20 protein-coding genes are annotated in these 15905 nt (G+C 71.3%); 10 read left to right on the top strand and 10 right to left on the bottom strand.

What is annotated here, in order from left to right:
• Window positions 1–19: 19 nt before the first annotated feature.
• The 4 genes from LRP67_RS11245 to LRP67_RS11230 are packed head-to-tail and all read right to left on the bottom strand — an operon-like array spanning window position 20 to window position 2588.
• Window positions 20–592 carry a hypothetical protein gene (locus LRP67_RS11245; RefSeq protein ID WP_374107412.1) on the bottom strand — a complete coding sequence of 191 codons (573 nt, stop codon included), beginning with the start codon at window positions 590–592 and terminating at the stop codon, window positions 20–22.
• Window positions 592–1509 (bottom strand): zinc metalloprotease HtpX, encoded by a 918-nt coding sequence (htpX, locus tag LRP67_RS11240; RefSeq protein ID WP_231242426.1) that lies wholly within the window; start codon window positions 1507–1509, stop codon window positions 592–594. The genes LRP67_RS11245 and htpX overlap by 1 nt, the downstream gene beginning before the upstream one ends.
• Window positions 1510–1542: 33 nt before the next feature.
• The gene (locus LRP67_RS11235; protein WP_308189734.1) at window positions 1543–1830 is read right to left on the bottom strand and encodes a hypothetical protein; all 288 of its coding nucleotides are present in this window, start codon (window positions 1828–1830) and stop codon (window positions 1543–1545) included.
• Window positions 1827–2588, bottom strand: a complete 762-nt coding sequence (locus tag LRP67_RS11230) for a PspA/IM30 family protein (RefSeq protein WP_231270267.1) — start codon at window positions 2586–2588, stop codon at window positions 1827–1829. The genes LRP67_RS11235 and LRP67_RS11230 overlap by 4 nt, the downstream gene beginning before the upstream one ends.
• Before the next feature lie 132 nt (window positions 2589–2720).
• Between LRP67_RS11230 and LRP67_RS11225 the strand changes: the two genes are divergently transcribed.
• On the top strand, window positions 2721–3311 hold the full coding sequence (locus LRP67_RS11225; protein WP_231270266.1) for a DUF3043 domain-containing protein: 591 nt from the start codon (window positions 2721–2723) through the stop codon (window positions 3309–3311).
• A complete protein-coding gene (locus tag LRP67_RS11220; RefSeq protein WP_231270265.1) occupies window positions 3308–4129 on the top strand; it encodes a hypothetical protein in 822 nt (273 codons plus the stop codon). Before LRP67_RS11225 ends, LRP67_RS11220 begins: the two co-directional genes overlap by 4 nt.
• On the opposite strand, the gene LRP67_RS11215 is transcribed toward LRP67_RS11220, so the two are convergent.
• The gene (locus tag LRP67_RS11215) at window positions 4092–5099 is read right to left on the bottom strand and encodes an aldo/keto reductase family protein (protein WP_231270264.1); all 1008 of its coding nucleotides are present in this window, start codon (window positions 5097–5099) and stop codon (window positions 4092–4094) included. The genes LRP67_RS11220 and LRP67_RS11215 overlap by 38 nt on opposite strands.
• A gap of 51 nt (window positions 5100–5150) precedes the next feature.
• Between LRP67_RS11215 and LRP67_RS11210 the strand changes: the two genes are divergently transcribed.
• Genes LRP67_RS11210 through LRP67_RS11195 form a run of 4 tightly spaced genes read left to right on the top strand, consistent with a single transcriptional unit; the run spans window position 5151 to window position 7417 of the window.
• Window positions 5151–5882: an AAA family ATPase gene (locus tag LRP67_RS11210; protein ID WP_231270263.1), complete on the top strand. Its 732-nt coding sequence runs from the start codon at window positions 5151–5153 to the stop codon at window positions 5880–5882.
• Window positions 5883–5886: 4 nt separating this feature from the next.
• On the top strand, window positions 5887–6432 hold the full coding sequence (locus LRP67_RS11205; RefSeq protein WP_231270262.1) for a GNAT family N-acetyltransferase: 546 nt from the start codon (window positions 5887–5889) through the stop codon (window positions 6430–6432).
• Window positions 6429–7121, top strand: a complete 693-nt coding sequence (locus tag LRP67_RS11200; RefSeq protein WP_231270261.1) for an AzlC family ABC transporter permease — start codon at window positions 6429–6431, stop codon at window positions 7119–7121. Before LRP67_RS11205 ends, LRP67_RS11200 begins: the two co-directional genes overlap by 4 nt.
• On the top strand, window positions 7118–7417 hold the full coding sequence (locus LRP67_RS11195; RefSeq protein ID WP_231270260.1) for an AzlD domain-containing protein: 300 nt from the start codon (window positions 7118–7120) through the stop codon (window positions 7415–7417). The genes LRP67_RS11200 and LRP67_RS11195 overlap by 4 nt, the downstream gene beginning before the upstream one ends.
• 17 nt (window positions 7418–7434) lie before the next feature.
• Here the strand turns inward: LRP67_RS11195 and LRP67_RS11190 are convergent, their stop codons facing one another.
• On the bottom strand, window positions 7435–9444 hold the full coding sequence (locus LRP67_RS11190) for a PTS mannitol transporter subunit IICBA (RefSeq protein ID WP_231270259.1): 2010 nt from the start codon (window positions 9442–9444) through the stop codon (window positions 7435–7437).
• Between the two features lie 211 nt (window positions 9445–9655).
• Here LRP67_RS11190 and LRP67_RS11185 point away from each other — a divergent pair, with 211 nt between their 5' ends.
• Window positions 9656–10714 carry a zinc-dependent dehydrogenase gene (locus LRP67_RS11185; RefSeq protein ID WP_231270258.1) on the top strand — a complete coding sequence of 353 codons (1059 nt, stop codon included), beginning with the start codon at window positions 9656–9658 and terminating at the stop codon, window positions 10712–10714.
• Window positions 10715–10999: 285 nt separating this feature from the next.
• On the opposite strand, the gene LRP67_RS21870 is transcribed toward LRP67_RS11185, so the two are convergent.
• The 3 genes from LRP67_RS21870 to dapB form a co-directional block, all read right to left on the bottom strand.
• Window positions 11000–11140, bottom strand: coding sequence for a M4 family metallopeptidase (locus tag LRP67_RS21870; RefSeq protein ID WP_374107416.1), 141 nt, complete (start codon window positions 11138–11140; stop codon window positions 11000–11002).
• Window positions 11125–11748 (bottom strand): M4 family metallopeptidase, encoded by a 624-nt coding sequence (locus LRP67_RS21465; RefSeq protein ID WP_308189733.1) that lies wholly within the window; start codon window positions 11746–11748, stop codon window positions 11125–11127. The genes LRP67_RS21870 and LRP67_RS21465 overlap by 16 nt, the downstream gene beginning before the upstream one ends.
• A gap of 66 nt (window positions 11749–11814) precedes the next feature.
• Window positions 11815–12558: a 4-hydroxy-tetrahydrodipicolinate reductase gene (dapB, locus tag LRP67_RS11175; protein WP_231270426.1), complete on the bottom strand. Its 744-nt coding sequence runs from the start codon at window positions 12556–12558 to the stop codon at window positions 11815–11817.
• Window positions 12559–12650: 92 nt separating this feature from the next.
• Between dapB and LRP67_RS11170 the strand changes: the two genes are divergently transcribed.
• The 3 genes from LRP67_RS11170 (at window position 12651) to LRP67_RS11160 (ending at window position 14395) form a co-directional block, all read left to right on the top strand.
• A complete protein-coding gene (locus LRP67_RS11170; RefSeq protein ID WP_231270257.1) occupies window positions 12651–13166 on the top strand; it encodes a trans-aconitate 2-methyltransferase in 516 nt (171 codons plus the stop codon).
• Between the two features lie 87 nt (window positions 13167–13253).
• Window positions 13254–13862 carry a sigma factor-like helix-turn-helix DNA-binding protein gene (locus LRP67_RS11165; protein WP_231270256.1) on the top strand — a complete coding sequence of 203 codons (609 nt, stop codon included), beginning with the start codon at window positions 13254–13256 and terminating at the stop codon, window positions 13860–13862.
• On the top strand, window positions 13859–14395 hold the full coding sequence (locus LRP67_RS11160) for a hypothetical protein (RefSeq protein ID WP_231270255.1): 537 nt from the start codon (window positions 13859–13861) through the stop codon (window positions 14393–14395). The genes LRP67_RS11165 and LRP67_RS11160 overlap by 4 nt, the downstream gene beginning before the upstream one ends.
• A gap of 102 nt (window positions 14396–14497) precedes the next feature.
• Here the strand turns inward: LRP67_RS11160 and LRP67_RS11155 are convergent, their stop codons facing one another.
• Window positions 14498–15769 (bottom strand): pitrilysin family protein, encoded by a 1272-nt coding sequence (locus LRP67_RS11155; protein WP_231270254.1) that lies wholly within the window; start codon window positions 15767–15769, stop codon window positions 14498–14500.
• Window positions 15770–15905: the final 136 nt, after the last annotated feature.

Raw genomic sequence — 15905 nt, 5'->3', positions numbered from 1 at the left:
GGCTCCTCGCCGGTTCCGGTCACAGGCCGGGGGCACCCCAGAGCGCGAGCCACCGGGAGAGGTCCTGCTCCATCGGGATCTCGTCGCGCAGCGTGTCGCGCACCTGGATCTCCAGCAGGTTGTCGCGCTGCTGCGGCCCGGTGGGGGCGAACGCGTAGAACGAGGACTGCTTGTAGAGGTAGACCAGTCCCACACGGCGGCCGGCGGAGTCGGCGAACGGCACCAGCGAGCACAGCAGCGACGGTCCGAAGCCCTCCGCCTCCAGGGTGGTGTTGACGGCGTGCAGGTCGGTGCAGAGCCCGCCCATGTCGTCCGGCTGCCGGTGGACGCTCAGCCAGGTGAAGCCGAAGCCGTCGTGGCTCACGGCCACCTCCGGCGCGTCGACGGCGCCGGTGATGAGCTCCACCACGTCGCTCTGGGTCTCGGCGAAGCCGGCCCCGGCCGCGGCTCGGTAGCAGACCGAGCCGACTCCGGTGGGGGTCAGCCCGATCGCGGTCTGGAGCGTGACCGCCGCGCTCGGGATCAGGAACAGGGCGTCGAGGTCGGCCTGCTTGGGTCGGGAGCGGCCCATGACCGCCTGCCAGAAGCCCATCAGGCGGTGGGCCGGCCGAGCTCGGCCTGGATCTTGGCGAGCTGCTCGAGGCGCTGCTCGAGCGAGGGGTGGGTGGAGGTGAGCGTGCGCAGCGAGACGCCGGCGACCGCCGGTGCGATGCACAGGGCGCTGGCCGCGCTCACCTGGCGCAGGTCCTTCTGCGGGATCTGGTTCATCTCGCCGGTGATCTTCTGCAGCGCCGAGGCCAGGGCCGCCGGCTTCATCGTGAGGTAGGCGCCGGCCCGGTCGGCGGACAGCTCGCGGTAGCGAGAGAGCAGCCGCAGCAGCACGAAGCTCACGGCGTAGACGACCAGGCTGACCAGGAGCACGATCAGCCACACGGGCAGGCCGTTGTTGTTGTCGCGACGCCCGCCGAGCAGTCCCAGGCCGCCGTACTGGGCGCCCTGGGTGAGCATGCCGGCGGCGATGCCGGCCGACGAGGCCACGGTCATGACCAGGACGTCGCGGTGCGCGACGTGCGAGAGCTCGTGGGCAAGGACGCCTTCCAGCTCCTCGGCCGTGAGGACACCCATGATGCCGGTCGTGACGCACACGACCGAACGGTTGGGCGAGCGGCCCGTGGCGAAGGCGTTGGGGACCGAGGTGTGCGCGATGCCGACGCGGGGCTTGGGCATGTCGGCCAGGGCGCACAGGCGGTCGATCATCCCGTGCAGCTCGGGAGCCTCCTCGGGGCTGACCTCGCGCGCCCGCATGGCGCGCATGGCGATCTTGTCGGAAGAGGACCACTGGTAGACCGCGATGCCGATGCCGGCGATCCCGATGAGGATGCCCAGACCACCGCCGGCGGCGTAGGCCAGCCCCACGACGAGGGCGACGAACAGCGCCCCGAGCAGGAACATCACCAGGGTCATGCGGGCGGTGAGCCCCGAGTCACCAATGAAGCGTGTGCGAGCCATGGCCCCATTCTCCCGGTGCGTCCAAGCGGGGCCTCAGCCGGGGATCAGGCCGTCGTCGGCCAGCAGCTCGCGGACCTGCTCGATGGTCGCGTCGGCCGGCGGCAGGATCAGGTCGGACTCGTCCAGAGAGTCGAGCGGGTGGGCCACCCCCTGGCCGCGGACGCCGTCGAGCAGCGCGTTGAGGGCCTCACGGAAGGTCGCCTCGTCACCGGTCTCGACGGCGGCTTCGAGCGTCGCGTCCAGCTCGTTCAGGGTGTCCAGGGCGCTGTCGGCCACGTCGTACTGGCCCTCCCCCAGGATGCGCACGATCAGCGAGCTCATCGCGGCTGCTCCCCCTCGGGCTGCTCGGACCCGGCCTCGATCGCGTCAGGGGCCGACCCCGAGGAGAGGCCCTTCATCCGTGCCAGCTCGGCCTCCACGTCGGCCTGCGAGCTCATCGACTCCAGCTCGCGACTGATGTCGTCGCCGGCGTTGATGGAGGAGGCGTCGTCGAGCGCACCGGAGGCGATCAGCTCGTCGATGGCACCGGCGCGGGCCTGCAGCTGCGCGGTCTTGTCCTCGGCGCGCTGGATCGCCATCCCCACGTCACCCATCTCCTCGCCGATGCCGGACATGGCCTCGCCGATCCGGGTCTGCGCCTCGGCTGCGGTGTAGGTCGCCTTGATCGTCTCCTTGCGGGTGCGGAAGGACTCGACCTTCGCCTGGAGGCGCTGCTGGGCCAGCGTCAGCTTCTCCTCCTCGCCCTGGAGGTTGGCGTGCTGCGCCTTGAGGTCGTTGATCTGGCCGACCAGGCCGGACTTGCGGGTCAGCGCCTCGCGAGCGAGGTCCTCGCGGTCCATCTGCAGCGCCTTCTCGGCCTGGTCCTGCAGCTTGGCCGACTGCTGCTCGAGCTGGGCCACCTGCAGCTCGACGCGCTTGCGGCTCGTCGCCACGTCGGCCACGCCGCGGCGTACCTTGGAGAGCAGGTCGAGCTGGCGCTGGTAGCTGTAGTCCAGCGTCTGGCGGGGGTCCTCGGCCCGGTCGAGGGCCTGGTTGGCCTTCGACCGGAAGATCAGGCTGACGCGCTTCATGAGGCTCATGCGGGGGTCCCTCTCAGGTGGAGCGGAGTGCAACGACGTGGACTTCACCCTACGGCGCCGACGGTGACGTCCGCGACCACGCAGGTACTCTGAGGGGGTATCGCTCCCGCCCATCCTGCTGAAGGCCTTTCGTTGTTCCGTCGTAGCAAGCCAGAGACCACCACCGCCGACGCCGCCGCCGTCACCGCCAGGGAGGGCGGCAAGGGCCGACCGACCCCCACGCGCCGTGAGGCCGAGGCCGCCGCCAAGGCGCGCGCCAAGGTGCCGCGCACCCGCAAGGAGATCGCGCAGCAGCAGCGCCAGGCCAAGATCGAGTCGAGCCAGAAGGTCCGCTCCGCCATGAAGACCGGCGACGAGCGCTACCTGATGCCGCGCGACAAGGGACCGGTGCGGCGCTTCATCCGCGACTACGTCGACTCCCGCTTCTCGATCGTCGAGCTGATGATCCCGCTGCTCATCGTCACCATGGTGCTCGGCTACTCCGGCAACCCCGACCTGCGCAGCATGGGCAACACGCTGCTGCTCGGCACGCTGCTGCTGGTCGGCGTCGACCTGGTCCTGCTCCGGCGCCGGGTGCGCAAGGAGATCGCGCGCCGCTTCCCCGGTGAGCCGCTGAAGGGCACCACGTACTACACGATCACGCGCGCGATGCAGATGAGGTTCATGCGGATGCCCAAGACGCAGGTCAAGATCGGCCAGGAGCTCCCCGAGCACTACCGGTGAGCGACCAGGTCGCCGGGCTCCTCGCGGGCCTGGTGGCCGCCGCGCTGTTCGGTGTCGCCGCGGTGGTCCAGGCCTCCGCCGTACGCCGGATCGGTGGGCGGCCCACCCACCTGGTGGGCTTCGTGCTGCGCTCGGTGCGCGACCCGCTCACCATGCTCGTGGTCGCCGCCTACCTCGGCGGCTTCGTGCTGCACGCGGTCGCGATCTGGCTGCTGCCGCTCTACCTGGCGCAGGCGCTGATCTCGCTGTCGCTGCCCGTGACCGCACTCGCCTCGCGCCGGGTCAGTGAGGACCTGTCCCGGGGCGACTGGGTGGGCGTCGGAGCCGTCACGGCCGGGCTCGCCCTGCTCTCGCTTGGCTCGGGCGAGCCCGGCGAGGTCGTGACGACCTGGGCCTTCGCGCTGGCGGTCGGGCTCGGCGTCGTGCTGCTGCTCGCGGCCGCGATGGTCGGCCGGGAGTGGTCCGGCCCCGTGCTGGGCGCGCTCGCCGGCCTCGGGTACGCCGGGTCGGCCATCGCGGTGCGCGGGGTCGGCCTGCCGCTCGAGCCGCCGGTCGTGCTGGCGGCGCTCGCCGTACCGGCCTTCGGGCTGGTGTCGTTCTGGCTCTACTCGCTCGGGATGCACTCCAACGCGGTCACCGGGACCACCGCCCCGATGATCGTCGGGCAGACCCTGCTGCCGGCGGCCATCGGGGTGGCGCTCCTCGGTGACGGCGTGCGTGACGGCTGGGCCGTCGGCGTGGCGATCGGGCTGGTGCTCGCGACCGCCGGCGCCGCGGCGGTCAGCCGAAGTCCCTCTTCGGCGGCGACTGCGTCTTAGCCGGGTCGCGCTCGGCGACGTCCCCGACGACCTCGTCGATGGCGCTCATCGTCGACTCGTCGAGGGTCACGCCCGCGGCCTTGACGTTCTCGGTCACCTGCTCGGGGCGGCTGGCGCCGATGATCGCGCTGGAGACGTTGGGGTTCTGCAGCACCCAGGCGACGGCCAGCTGCGCCAGGCTCAGCCCAGCCTCGTCGGCGATGGGCCGCAGGCGCTGCACTCGCTCCAGGACGTCGTCCCTGAGCCAGCGCGAGATCATGTTCGACCCGCCCTTGTCGTCGGTTGCGCGCGACCCGGCCGGCGGCTGCTCGCCCGGCTGGTACTTGCCGGTGAGCACCCCCTGGGCGATCGGCGACCACACGACCTGCCCGAGCCCGAGCTCCTCGCAGGTCGGCACGACCTCGGCCTCGATGACCCGCCACAGCATGTTGTACTGCGGCTGGTTGGAGACCAGCGGGACGTGCAGCTCGCGCGCCAGCGCGTGCGCGGCCCGGATCTCCTCCGCGCGCCACTCCGAGACCCCGATGTAGAGCGCCTTGCCGGAGCGCACGACGTCGGCGAAGGCCTCCATCGTCTCCTCGAGCGGCGTCTCGTGGTCGTAGCGGTGGGCCTGGTACAGGTCGACGTAGTCGGTGCCGAGACGCTGCAGCGAGCCGTTGATGGACTCCAGGATGTGCTTGCGCGACAGTCCGTGGTCGTTGTGCGCGCCCGGGCCGGTCGGCCAGTAGACCTTGGTGAAGATCTCCAGCCCTTCGCGGCGCTCGCCGGCCAGCGCCTTGCCCAGGACGGTCTCCGCCGCGGTGTTGGCGTAGACGTCGGCGGTGTCGAAGGTGGTGATGCCCTCGTCGAGGGCCTGCCGGACGCACGCCAGCGCGGCGTCCTCCTCCACCTGCGACCCGTGGGTCAGCCAGTTGCCGTACGAGATGGCCGAGATCTTCAGGCCGCTTGCTCCAAGGTTACGAATCTCCATGCCACCGACACTAGGACGCCGCTCCCAGCCGGCCGCCCCTACCCTGGGCGCGTGGACTTCAACCAGCCCCCCGTGCGTCGGGTCGAGGTGGACCCCGGCCACGACCTGGAGTCCCGGGCGTGGCCGATGACGCTGCCGGTCGTCCGGCAGCTCGCCCGCGAGGGGCTCGAGCTCGCCCGCGGGGTGACGTTCCTGGTCGGTGAGAACGGCTCGGGCAAGTCGACCGTCGTCGAGGCCGTCGCGGCGGCGTACGGCCTCTCGCCCGAGGGCGGCTCGACCCACAGCCGGCACTCCACCCGTGAGTCCGAGTCGCCGCTGCACCGCGCCCTCGCCGTACGCCGCGGGATCGGGGCGAGCCGGTGGGGGTTCTTCCTTCGCGCCGAGACGATGCACGGCTGGTACACCTACATCGAGAACCTCGGCGGCGACGTGCCGTTCCACGAGCTCAGCCACGGCGAGTCGTTCCTGGCGGTCCTCGAGAGCCGCTTCGGCTCCGACGGCTTCTACTGCCTCGACGAGCCCGAGGCCGCGCTGTCCTTCTCGTCCACGCTGGCGCTGGTCGCGGTCCTGCACCGGGTCACGGCCGCCGGCGGGCAGGTCCTGTGCGCCACCCACTCCCCCGTCCTTGCGGCGATGCCCGGCGCGAGGATCCTGGAGGTCGGCGAATGGGGGTTCCGCGAGACGGCGTGGGAGGACCTCCAGGTCGTCGACCACTGGCGCCGCTTCCTGGAGCGCCCCGACGCCTACCTGCGCCACCTCGTCGACGACGAGGTGCCAAGATGATCGCGTGAGCAGCCCCACCGCCGACGTGTCCGTGCGCATCGCCTGGGCCGACGACGCCGCGGCCATCGCGGAGCTCCAGCTGCGCACCTGGCGCGAGCAGTACGCCGACGTCCTGCCGGCCGAGGCGCTCCCCCACGACACGGGGGCCGCCGCAGCCACGTGGCAGGAGGCGCTGCGCAAGCCGCAGGACGCCCGCAACCGGGTGCTCGTGGCGCTGGAGCGCAACCGGGTGTGCGGGTTCGCGATCGTCGGCCCGGCCTCGGACCCCGACTGCGACCCGGTCTCCGACGGCGAGATGCAGGAGCTCACCGTCGCGCCCGAGGAGCGCGGCAAGGGGCACGGCTCGCGGCTGCTCCAGGCCGCCGTCGACACGATGCTGGCCGACCGGTTCACCCATGCGGTGGTCTGGACGCTGGCGACGGACGACGCGACGCGGGTCTTCCTCAGCGAGGCGGGATGGGCGCCGGACGGCGCACACCGCACGCTGGACCTGGACGGCACCGGCAGCACGCAGGTCAAGCAGGTCCGCCTGCACACCGCCTTCTCGTGACCCCGCCGTCGGCCGACCCTGAGGACCTCCGTCGCATCGTCCGCGACAGCCTCGGCGTCGGCCTGGCCACCGGCACGTACGGCGTGAGCTTCGGCGCCGTGTCGGTCGCCTCGGGACTGGACGTGCTGCAGACCTGCGCCCTGTCCCTGCTGATGTTCACCGGCGCCTCGCAGTTCGCCCTCGTCGGGGTGTTGGCCTCCGGGGGCGCCCCCTTCTCCGGCGCGCTGACGGCGTTGCTCCTCGGCACCCGCAACACGCTCTACGGCCTGCGACTGGCGGGACTCCTGGGCTGGACCGGGCCCCGCCGTCTCGGCGCCGCCCACCTGGTGATCGACGAGTCGACGGCGATGTCGGTGACCCGCAGGACCAGGGAGGGGGCCCGGACCGGCTTCCTGACCACGGGCGTCTCGATCTTCGTCCTGTGGAACCTCTTCACGATGGTCGGCGCCGTCGCCGGCACGGCGATCGGCGACCTACGCACGTACGGCCTGGACGCCGCCGTCGGGGCGGCGTTCCTCGCGCTGCTTTGGCCTCGGCTGCAGCAGCGGCGCAACCTCGTCGTCGCGCTGCTGGCCGCCGTCGTGGCCCTCGGCGCGGTGCCGGTGACCGCGGCCGGCGTACCCGTGCTGGTCGCCGGGGGCGTCGCACTGCTGGCCGGCCTGCTGCTCCGTCAGAGGAGCACGGCATGACCTGGACGGCGATCCTCGTGGCGGCGGCCGGCTGCTACCTGCTCAAGCTGGCCGGGCTGTCGGTCCCGCCGCGCGTCCTGGAGCGACCGCTGGTGGCCCGCGTCGCCGACCTGATCCCGGTCGCCCTGCTGTCGGGACTGGTCGCGGTCCAGGTCTTCACCAGCGGGCACGACCTGGTGCTGGACGCGCGCGCCGCGGCGCTGGCCGCGGCGATGGGGCTGCTCATGCTGCGGGCACCGTTCCTCGTGGTGGTGGCCGGCGCCGCCCTCGTCGCCGCGCTACTGCGGCTGCTCTGAGGGCGGCACCGACCAGGTCAGACCGGCTGCACCGCCCCGAGGACCTCCTGGACCTCGTCGGCGCTCGTGGCCGCCTCCAGGCGGGCCACCTGCTCGGAGTCCAAGAAGACCTCCGCGATCTGTCCCAGCAGCTTGAGGTGGTCGTCGCCCTGCGCCGCGATACCGATGACGAACTTGACCTCCTTGTTCTTCCACTGCACCCCGTCGGAGTAGCGCACGAACGAGATCGCGGTCCGCTTGATCGCGGGCTTGGCCTCGTTGGTGCCGTGCGGGATCGCGAGCAGGTTGCCCATGTAGGTGGACACCGACTGCTCGCGCTCGTGCATGGCGTCGACGTACGACGGCTCCACGGCGCCGGACGCCACCAACAGCTCACCGGCGCGGGTGATCGCCTCCTCGCGCGTCCCCGACCCCCCGTCCAGCACGATCGACTCCGGCGACAGCAGCCCGCCGACACCGGCTGAGGCGGCGGCCGAGGAGCTCTCCGGCTCGGTGGCCGCCGATCCCCCCCTCTCGCCGGACTCCTCGACCAGCTCGACGATCTCGTCGTAGCGGGGGCTGTTCATGAAGTTCTCGACCGAGACGTGGATCGCCGACCCCGTCTTGAGCCGGGCCCGCTCGGTGAGGTCCTGGTGCGTGACCACGAGGTCGTAGTCGTCGCTGAGGTTCGAGATCGCCTTGTTGACGACCGTGACCTCGGGGTGCCCGGCCGCGTGGATCTTCTTGCGCAGCACCGACGCACCCATCGCCGAGGACCCCATGCCGGCGTCGCAGGCGAACACGATGGAGGTGATGGGGCCGGTGCGGTCCGCGTCGCGACGGGTCAGCATCCCGGCCACCGACGACTTCTTGCCCTTGTTGGCCTCCATCGCAGCCGTGGCCGCGCCCAGGTCGCCCTCGTCGACGCTGCGGTCGATCTTGAGCAGGAACGAGGCCACCAGGAAGGACACAGCGGCCGCGACGACCACCGACAGCGTCACGCCGACCAGGCTGCTGGGCGGCGACGACGTCCAGACCGCGATGATCGATCCGGGCGATGCCGGAGACCGCAGGCCGGAGTCGAAGGCGACGTTGACCGCGACGCCGGACATGCCGCCGGCGATGACGGCCAGAACCAGGATCGGCTTCATCAGGACGTAGGGGAAGTAGATCTCGTGGATGCCGCCGACGAACTGGATGAGGATCGCGCCAGGGGCGGACGCCTTGGCGACGCCCTTGCCGAAGACGGCGAACGCGAGGAGCAGACCCAGTCCGGGGCCGGGGTTGGCCTCGAGCATGAACAGGATCGACTGACCGGTGTCCTTCGCCTCGGTCGTGCCGAGAGGGGTGAGAATGCCCTGGTTGATCGCGTTGTTGAGGAAGAGGATCTTGGCCGGCTCGATGAAGATCGAGGTCAGGGGCAGCAGGTTGTTGTCGACGAGGGTGTTGACGACGTTGGAGGCCAGCTTGCTGAACTCCTCGACGAAGGGGCCGGCGAGGACGAAGCCGATGACGGCGAGGAAGCCGCCCCAGATGCCGGCGGAGAAGTTGTTGACGAGCATCTCGAAGCCGGGGCGGATCTTGTGCGTCCACAGGGCGTCGAGGCGCTTCATGGACCAGCCGGCAAGGGGGCCCATCACCATGGCGCCGAGGAACATCGGCACCGAGGCACCGGCGATGGCGCCCATGGTGGCGATCGCGCCGACGACACCGCCGCGGATGTTGTCGTCGTACATCATCCGGCCGCCGGTGTAGCCGATGAGCAACGGCAGCAGGTAGGTGATCATCGGGCCGACGATGCCGGTGCCGTCGGCGCCGGAGCCCCAGGCCCCGAGGTCCTCCACGAAGCCGTAGCCGCCCTCGTAGCCGAAGACGTCCTTGCCGATCAAGGTGATCCAGCCGGTCTCGATGAACAGAGCGGTGATCAGGCCCCAGGCGATGAACGCGCCGATGTTGGGCAGAACCATGTTGGACAGGAACGTGCCGAAGCGCTGAACCTGGGTGCGAAGCCCGCCGCTGGCGGATCCCGTGGTGGCGGTGCTGGTCATCGAGCTCTCCCTTGAACGGGCCTGGGCCTGAGTCATCGGCGTGTGACACCGATCACGATCTTCGAATGTCTTTGTATCTCCTCCACTTCACGTCCGTCAAGAGGCTAAACCCACACACTCAGTATCAAACCCACAAATGCGGTAGTATTGATGGTCACATCACGCGCGGTCGGCGTAGACCGGCCACCCCTTGACCCCAGCTGGAGGACGAATGAAGGCCCTGAGGTTCTACGCCCCCGAGGACGTGCGCATCGAGGACGTCGAGGAGCCCACGTGCGGGCCCGAGGAGATCAAGCTCAAGGTCAAGAACTGCTCGACCTGCGGCACGGACGTCAAGATCCTCCACAACGGCCACCAGAACCTCACGCCCCCGCGCACCATCGGGCACGAGATCGCCGGCGAGGTCGTCGAGGTCGGGGCCGACGTGCAGGCGACGTACGGCGGCGACTGGCAGGTCGGCGACCGCGCCCAGGTGATCGCGGCCGTGCCGTGCGGCGAGTGCTACGAGTGCCAGAAGGGCTGGATGGCGGTCTGCCAGAACCAGACCTCGGTCGGCTACCAGTACGACGGCGGCTTCGCCGAGTACATGATCGTCCCGAAGCAGGTGCTCAAGGTGGACGGCCTGAACCGGATCCCCGACAACGTCGGCTACGACGAGGCGTCGGCGGCCGAGCCCTTCGCGTGCGCGATCAACGCCCAGGAGCTGCTCGGCATCGAGGCCGGCGACACCGTCGTCGTCTTCGGCGCCGGCCCGATCGGCTGCATGCACATCCGCATCGCGCGCGGCGTCCACCAGGCCGGCAAGGTCTTCCTCATCGACGTCAACGCCGACCGGCTCGCGATGTCCGCCGAAGCCGTCCAGCCCGACGAGGTCATCAACGGCGCCGAGGTCGACGTCGTCGAGCGGGTCATGGAGCTCACCGGCGGCCGGGGCGCGGACGTCATCATCACCGCGACCGCCGCCAACGTCACCCAGGAGCAGGCCATCGCGATGGCTGCGCGCAACGGGCGGATCTCCTTCTTCGGCGGCCTGCCCAAGACCGACCCGACCATCACCTGCGACTCCAACGTCGTGCACTACCGCCAGCTGCACATCCACGGCGCCAACGGCTCCGCCCCCGAGCACAACAAGCGCGCCCTGGAGTACATCTCCACCGGCCAGGTCCCCGTCAAGGACCTGATCACCGAGCACATCCCCCTCGACCGGGTCCTCGACGCCTTCGACATCGTCCAGCGCGGCGCCGCGATCAAGGTCACCGTCGAGCCGTAGCGCCGAACGTACGAGGCGCCACGGCGTCCTGCGGGGAGATTGACCAAGCCCCACACGCCCCCCGGCCCGCGAGGCCGTCACGGGCGCGCCGAGACCCGGTCGCAGGCGCGGGGCGGCACCCGGGAGATTCACCGGGTGCCCGGTGAAACTCGCGGCTCCCCCACGAAACTTCATACGGGCGGCGTGAGATTCACCGGGTGCCCGGTGAATCTTGTCTACTCGTGGGGCGACGAGAAGGGCCCGTGCCGGTTCCGTCCGACACAGACCCTTCCCCTCCGGAGACGGTCAGCTCACGCTGACGGCGCTCCAGGCCGAGGCGACGGCGCGGTGCTGTGCGCTGCCGGCGCCGTACAGGTCCGCGGCCGCGCTGAGCGTGGCGGTGCGGGCCTGCGCATAGGTGGTGCCGGAGGTCATGTAGACGTCCAGCGCCCGGAACCAGATCCTCTGGGCCGCGTCGCGACCGATGCCGGTGACCGTCGTGCCGTTGCAGGTCGAGGAGCTGTGGCGACGCCGCCGATGGTCTTGGCGCCGGAGCCTTCGGCCAGCAGATAGAAGAAGTGGTTGCCGACGCCCGAGGAGTAGTGGACGTCGAGGTTCTTGGTGTTGGCGCTCCAGCAGTTGGGTGAGCTGCCGTCGGCGATCGGGTCGTCCAGGCGGCGCAGGCCCTGGTGGCCGGCGAGGTCGAACTCCTCGCCGATGAGGTAGCCGGCCGGGTCGGCGGCGTTGACGGCGTAGAACTCCACCATCGACCCGAAGATGTCGGAGGTGGCCTCGTTGAGGCCGCCGGACTCGCCGGAGTAGGTCAGCCCGGCGGTGGTCTCCGTGACCCCGTGGCTCATCTCGTGGCCCGCGACGTCGAGCGAGACCAGCGGGCCGAACTCGACGCCGTCGCCGTCGCCGTACGTCATCTTGGTGCCGTCCCAGAAGGCGTTGACGTAGCCCTTGCCGTAGTGGACCGGGCTGGGTGCGCCCCTGCCGTCGCCGAAGATGCCGTTGCGACCGGGGCGCTGGGCGCATCCGTTCGGTGGGTGCACGTGTGTGCACTGCAGGAACTTGCAGAAGCCGGTCACGCCGACCTCGCGGCGCCAGCCGCGGACGGATCAGTCCAGGTCGAGGAGGTGCTCGAGCCCGACGGTCAGACCGGGGCGACTCCGGATCTGGCGGACGCCGGTGAGCACTCCGGGGGTGAAGGAGGCCCGGTCCATCGAGTCGTGCCGGATCGTGAGTGTCTCCCCCACGCCGCCCAGAAGCACCTCCTGGTGTGCCACCAGCCCCCGCAGGCGCAGGCCGTGCACACGGATGCCGTGGACGTCGGCCCCCCGGGCCCCGTCCAGTGCGGTGCTCGTGGCGTCGGGCGGCGCGGGGAGCCCCGCCTCGCGGCGTACGGCCGCGACCAGCTCCGCCGTACGGCGTGCGGTCCCGGACGGCGCGTCAGCCTTGTCGGGGTGGTGGAGCTCGACGATCTCGACCGACTCGTAGAAGGGCGCGGCGACGGCGGCGAAGCGCATCATCAGGATCGCGCCGATGGAGAAGTTGGGGGCGATCAGGACACCCACGCCGGGCTCGTCGTCGAGCAGGTCGCGCAACACGCCGAGCCGCGCGTCGTCGAACCCGGTGGTGCCCACCACGGCGTGCAGGCCGTGACTGATGCAGTAGGCGAGGTTGTCCATCACGACGTCAGGGTGGGTGAAGTCGACGACGACCTCGGCGCCCCGCTCGACCAGGGTCTCGATGTCGTCACCCTGGTCCACGGCGGCGACCAGCTCGGTGTCGTCCGCCGCCTCGACGGCCGCGCAGACCTCAGCCCCGACCTTGCCCCGTGCTCCAAGCACGCCCACCTTGATCGTCGCCACCGGAGCAATCTAGCGCGACACCGAGGCCTCGAGGTGGCCCCCGTCCCTGCACCCGGGCGCCTGCGTCTGGCAGGCTGGTGCCCATGGCGGCGAACACGATCCCGGCCCGCATCCGTTGGGCGGTGGAGTTCATGGACGTCCAGCCGGCTGACCACGTCCTGGAGATCGGGTGCGGTCCCGGTGCGGCGGCGGAGCTCATCTGCGCGAAGCTCGAGAGCGGCAAGCTCTTCGCCATCGACCGCTCGGAGTCCGGCGTCGACCGCACGAAGCGGCGCAACGCCGCCCACGTCGAGTCCGGACGGCTCACGGTCCGCCAGATCGACCTGGCCACCCTGCGGGTCCCGGTCAAGCGGCTGACCAAGGTGTTCTCCTTCAACGTGAACCTGTTCTGGGTGCGCGACTGCGCCGACGAGGTAGCGCTGTTGCACGAGCGCGTGGTCCCCGGCGGCGCGGTATACCTGTTCTACGAGGCCAGCCGGCCCGAGGAGGTGCCGCGGGTGCTCGAGCGGGCGTCCGCCGCCTTGGCCGGTGGTGGGTTCCGGGTGTCGGTCATCGACCATAAGCAGCCCGCGGTCATCGGCATCATCGGCCGTCGATAAGGTTAGGACCTTATGAGGACTCGACATTAGATTGCTGCCTAATGTAGGGTGCTGATCAGGCGATGGCCGATCGGGAGGTGGGTGCGCGTGCTTGCGGTCCTCACCGCCGACCAGCAGGGCAGCCGCAGCGGCCCCGACCTGGTGCCGGCCACCCTCGGGCAGCTCGCACGGCTCCCCCTGCTGCGCGGCTTCGAGCGCACCGCCGGCGATGAGTTCCAAGGTGTCTTGGACGACCCGGCCGCCCTGGCGGCCGCGCTCGAGGTGCTGCTGCGCGCCGGCGAGTGGAACATCGGGGTGGGCTTCGGGGCGGTCGACCTGCCCCTGCCGCCCTCGACCCGCGCCGGCTCCGGAGCGGCCTTCGTGCACGCCCGGGAGGCCGTCACCGCGGCCAAGTCCAGCCCCTGGCACCTGCGCGTCGTCGACGGCACCGGCGCTGGTCCGGCCCGTGCTCTCGAGACGACCTTGTGGCTGTGGGCCGCAGTGCTCGCGCGCCGCACTCCCCGCGGCTGGGAGGTCGCCGACCTCGTGGACACCCAGGGTCTCTCCTACGAGGAGGCCGGGCGGCGCCTCGGCATCACCCAGTCGGCCGTGAGCCAACGTGCGCAGCCGGCCGGCATCGTCGAGGGACGGCGCGCCCGCGAGCTCGTCACCTACCTCGCCGGCCAGCTCATCGACCCGACAGGAGCCACCCCATGACCCCCGACGAGACCGGCGCCCTCGTGCTCGCCCTGCTCGCGGCGGGCGTCATCGCGGCCGCCTGGGGCTGGACCCCCGCCGGCCGGAGCATCTGGCCACCGGCCTCCCTCGCCGTGCTGGCCGCCGCGCTGGCGACCGCCGTACCCGCCGAGCTGGAGGGGGAGACGCCGGTAGCCGTGGGCATGGCTCTGGCCGGGCTCCTGGCGGTCGCGGGCGGCGGCCCCGTCACCGCGTGGGTGTTCGCGTTCGTGGACCGCCAGGGCGGCACGGGCGCGCAGAGCATGCAGCAGGCCGAGAAGGTCCTGCGCGGCGGCGCCTGGATCGGCGGCCTCGAGCGCGCGGCCGTCGCCGCCAGCCTGCTGGCCGGGTGGCCCGAGGGCGTCGCGATCTCGCTCGCCCTCAAGGGCCTGGGCCGCTACCCCGAGCTGCGCAACCAGGAGAACACCGGCACCGCCGAGCGCTTCATCATCGGCACGTTCACCAGCGTGCTCTGGGCGTCCGCCTGCGCCGGCGTCGTGCTGCTGGCGACCTAGCCGCGGCGCTGCGTGGGAGGTTCTGGGCCAGAACCGGCGCTTCTGGGCCAGAATTCCGCCCCAGAACGTCAGGGTTATCAGCATCTGCTGATAACCCTGCCCCTACGCCGGCCCCACCACCGCAAGCACCTCCGGCCGCGCGAAGACGTCGGCGGCGATGGCGCGGACGTCGTCGAGCGTGACGGCCTCGATGCGGGCGAGGATCTCGTCGATGCCGAGCAGCTCGTCATGGACGAGCTCGGCCTTGCCCAGGCGAGACATCCGGGAGCCGGAGTCCTCGAGGCCGAGGACCAGGCCGCCGCGCAGCTGGCCCTTGCCGCGGGCGAGCTCGTCGGCGGAGATGCCCTCGACGGCCACCTTGGCCAGCTCGCTGCGCACGACCGCGAGGACCTCGTCGAGCTTGGACGGCAGGCAGCCGACCGAGACGCCGACGACGCCGGAGTCGGCGTGGTTGCTGGCGAAGGAGAAGACCGAGTAGGCCAGGCCGCGGCGCTCGCGCACCTCCTGGAAGAGCCGGCTCGAGGTGCCGCCACCCAGGGCGGTGTTGAGTACGGCGAGCGGGAAGCGGCGCTCGTCGCTGCGGGGCAGGCCCTGCATGCCCAGGACCAGGTTGACCTGCTCGAAGGGCCGCACCGCCGTGACCGTGCCCGCCCGCACCTTGGTCGTACGGCGTGAGGTGCGCGGCGGCGCGGGGGGCGCGTCGCCGCTCAGGAAGTCGTTGCGCCCGAACGAGCGCCGGACCTGGCGCACCACCGTGGCGTGGTCGAGGTTGCCGGCGACCGCGACCACCATGTTGGGGGCGCGGTAGTGGCGCCGGTAGAAGCGCACGATCTGGGTGCGGGTCAGGGCCTCGATCGACTCGACGGAGCCGGCGATCGGCCGGCCCAGCGGCGTACCGCTCCCCCACGCCTGCTCGGCGAAGAGGTTGTGGACGACGTCGTCGGGGTCGTCGTCGTGCATGGCGATCTCGTCGAGGATCACGTCGCGCTCGGCCTCGACGTCCTCGTCGGTGATCCGCGAGCTGGTGATCATGTCGCCGAGCACGTCGACGGCCAGCGGCAGGTCCTCGTCGAGGACGCGCGCGTGGAAGCAGGTGTACTCCTTGGCGGTGAACGCGTTGAACTCGCCGCCGACCGCGTCCAGCGCGATCGAGATGTCCAGCGCGGAGCGCTCGGGAGTGCCCTTGAACAGCAGGTGCTCGAGGAAGTGTGAGGCGCCGTGCAGCTGCGCGGTCTCATCACGCGAGCCGATGCCGACCCAGACGCCGATGCTGGCCGACCGGGCTCCGGCGAGCTGCTCGGTGACGACGCGCAGCCCGCCGGGCAGGACGGTACGGCGCACGCGCGAGGTCACCTGCCCGTCGGCGTCGCGCACCGTCTGCAGGGTGCGGGTCGAGCCGATCGGCTGCGCGCCGGCGGCCCGTCCCGCACCCCGAGAAGGCGTCGACCCGCCCGAGGAGCTCGGGGGGGGGGGCGGGGGAGCGGGGGGGCCAAGGCGGGGGCGGGGGGGG

The organism is Nocardioides sp. cx-169 (assembly GCF_021083605.1).
GTDB lineage: Bacteria > Actinomycetota > Actinomycetes > Propionibacteriales > Nocardioidaceae > Nocardioides.
Note: the sequence above shows the minus strand (reverse complement) of the source record. Positions and strands in the feature narration are given on the sequence as shown.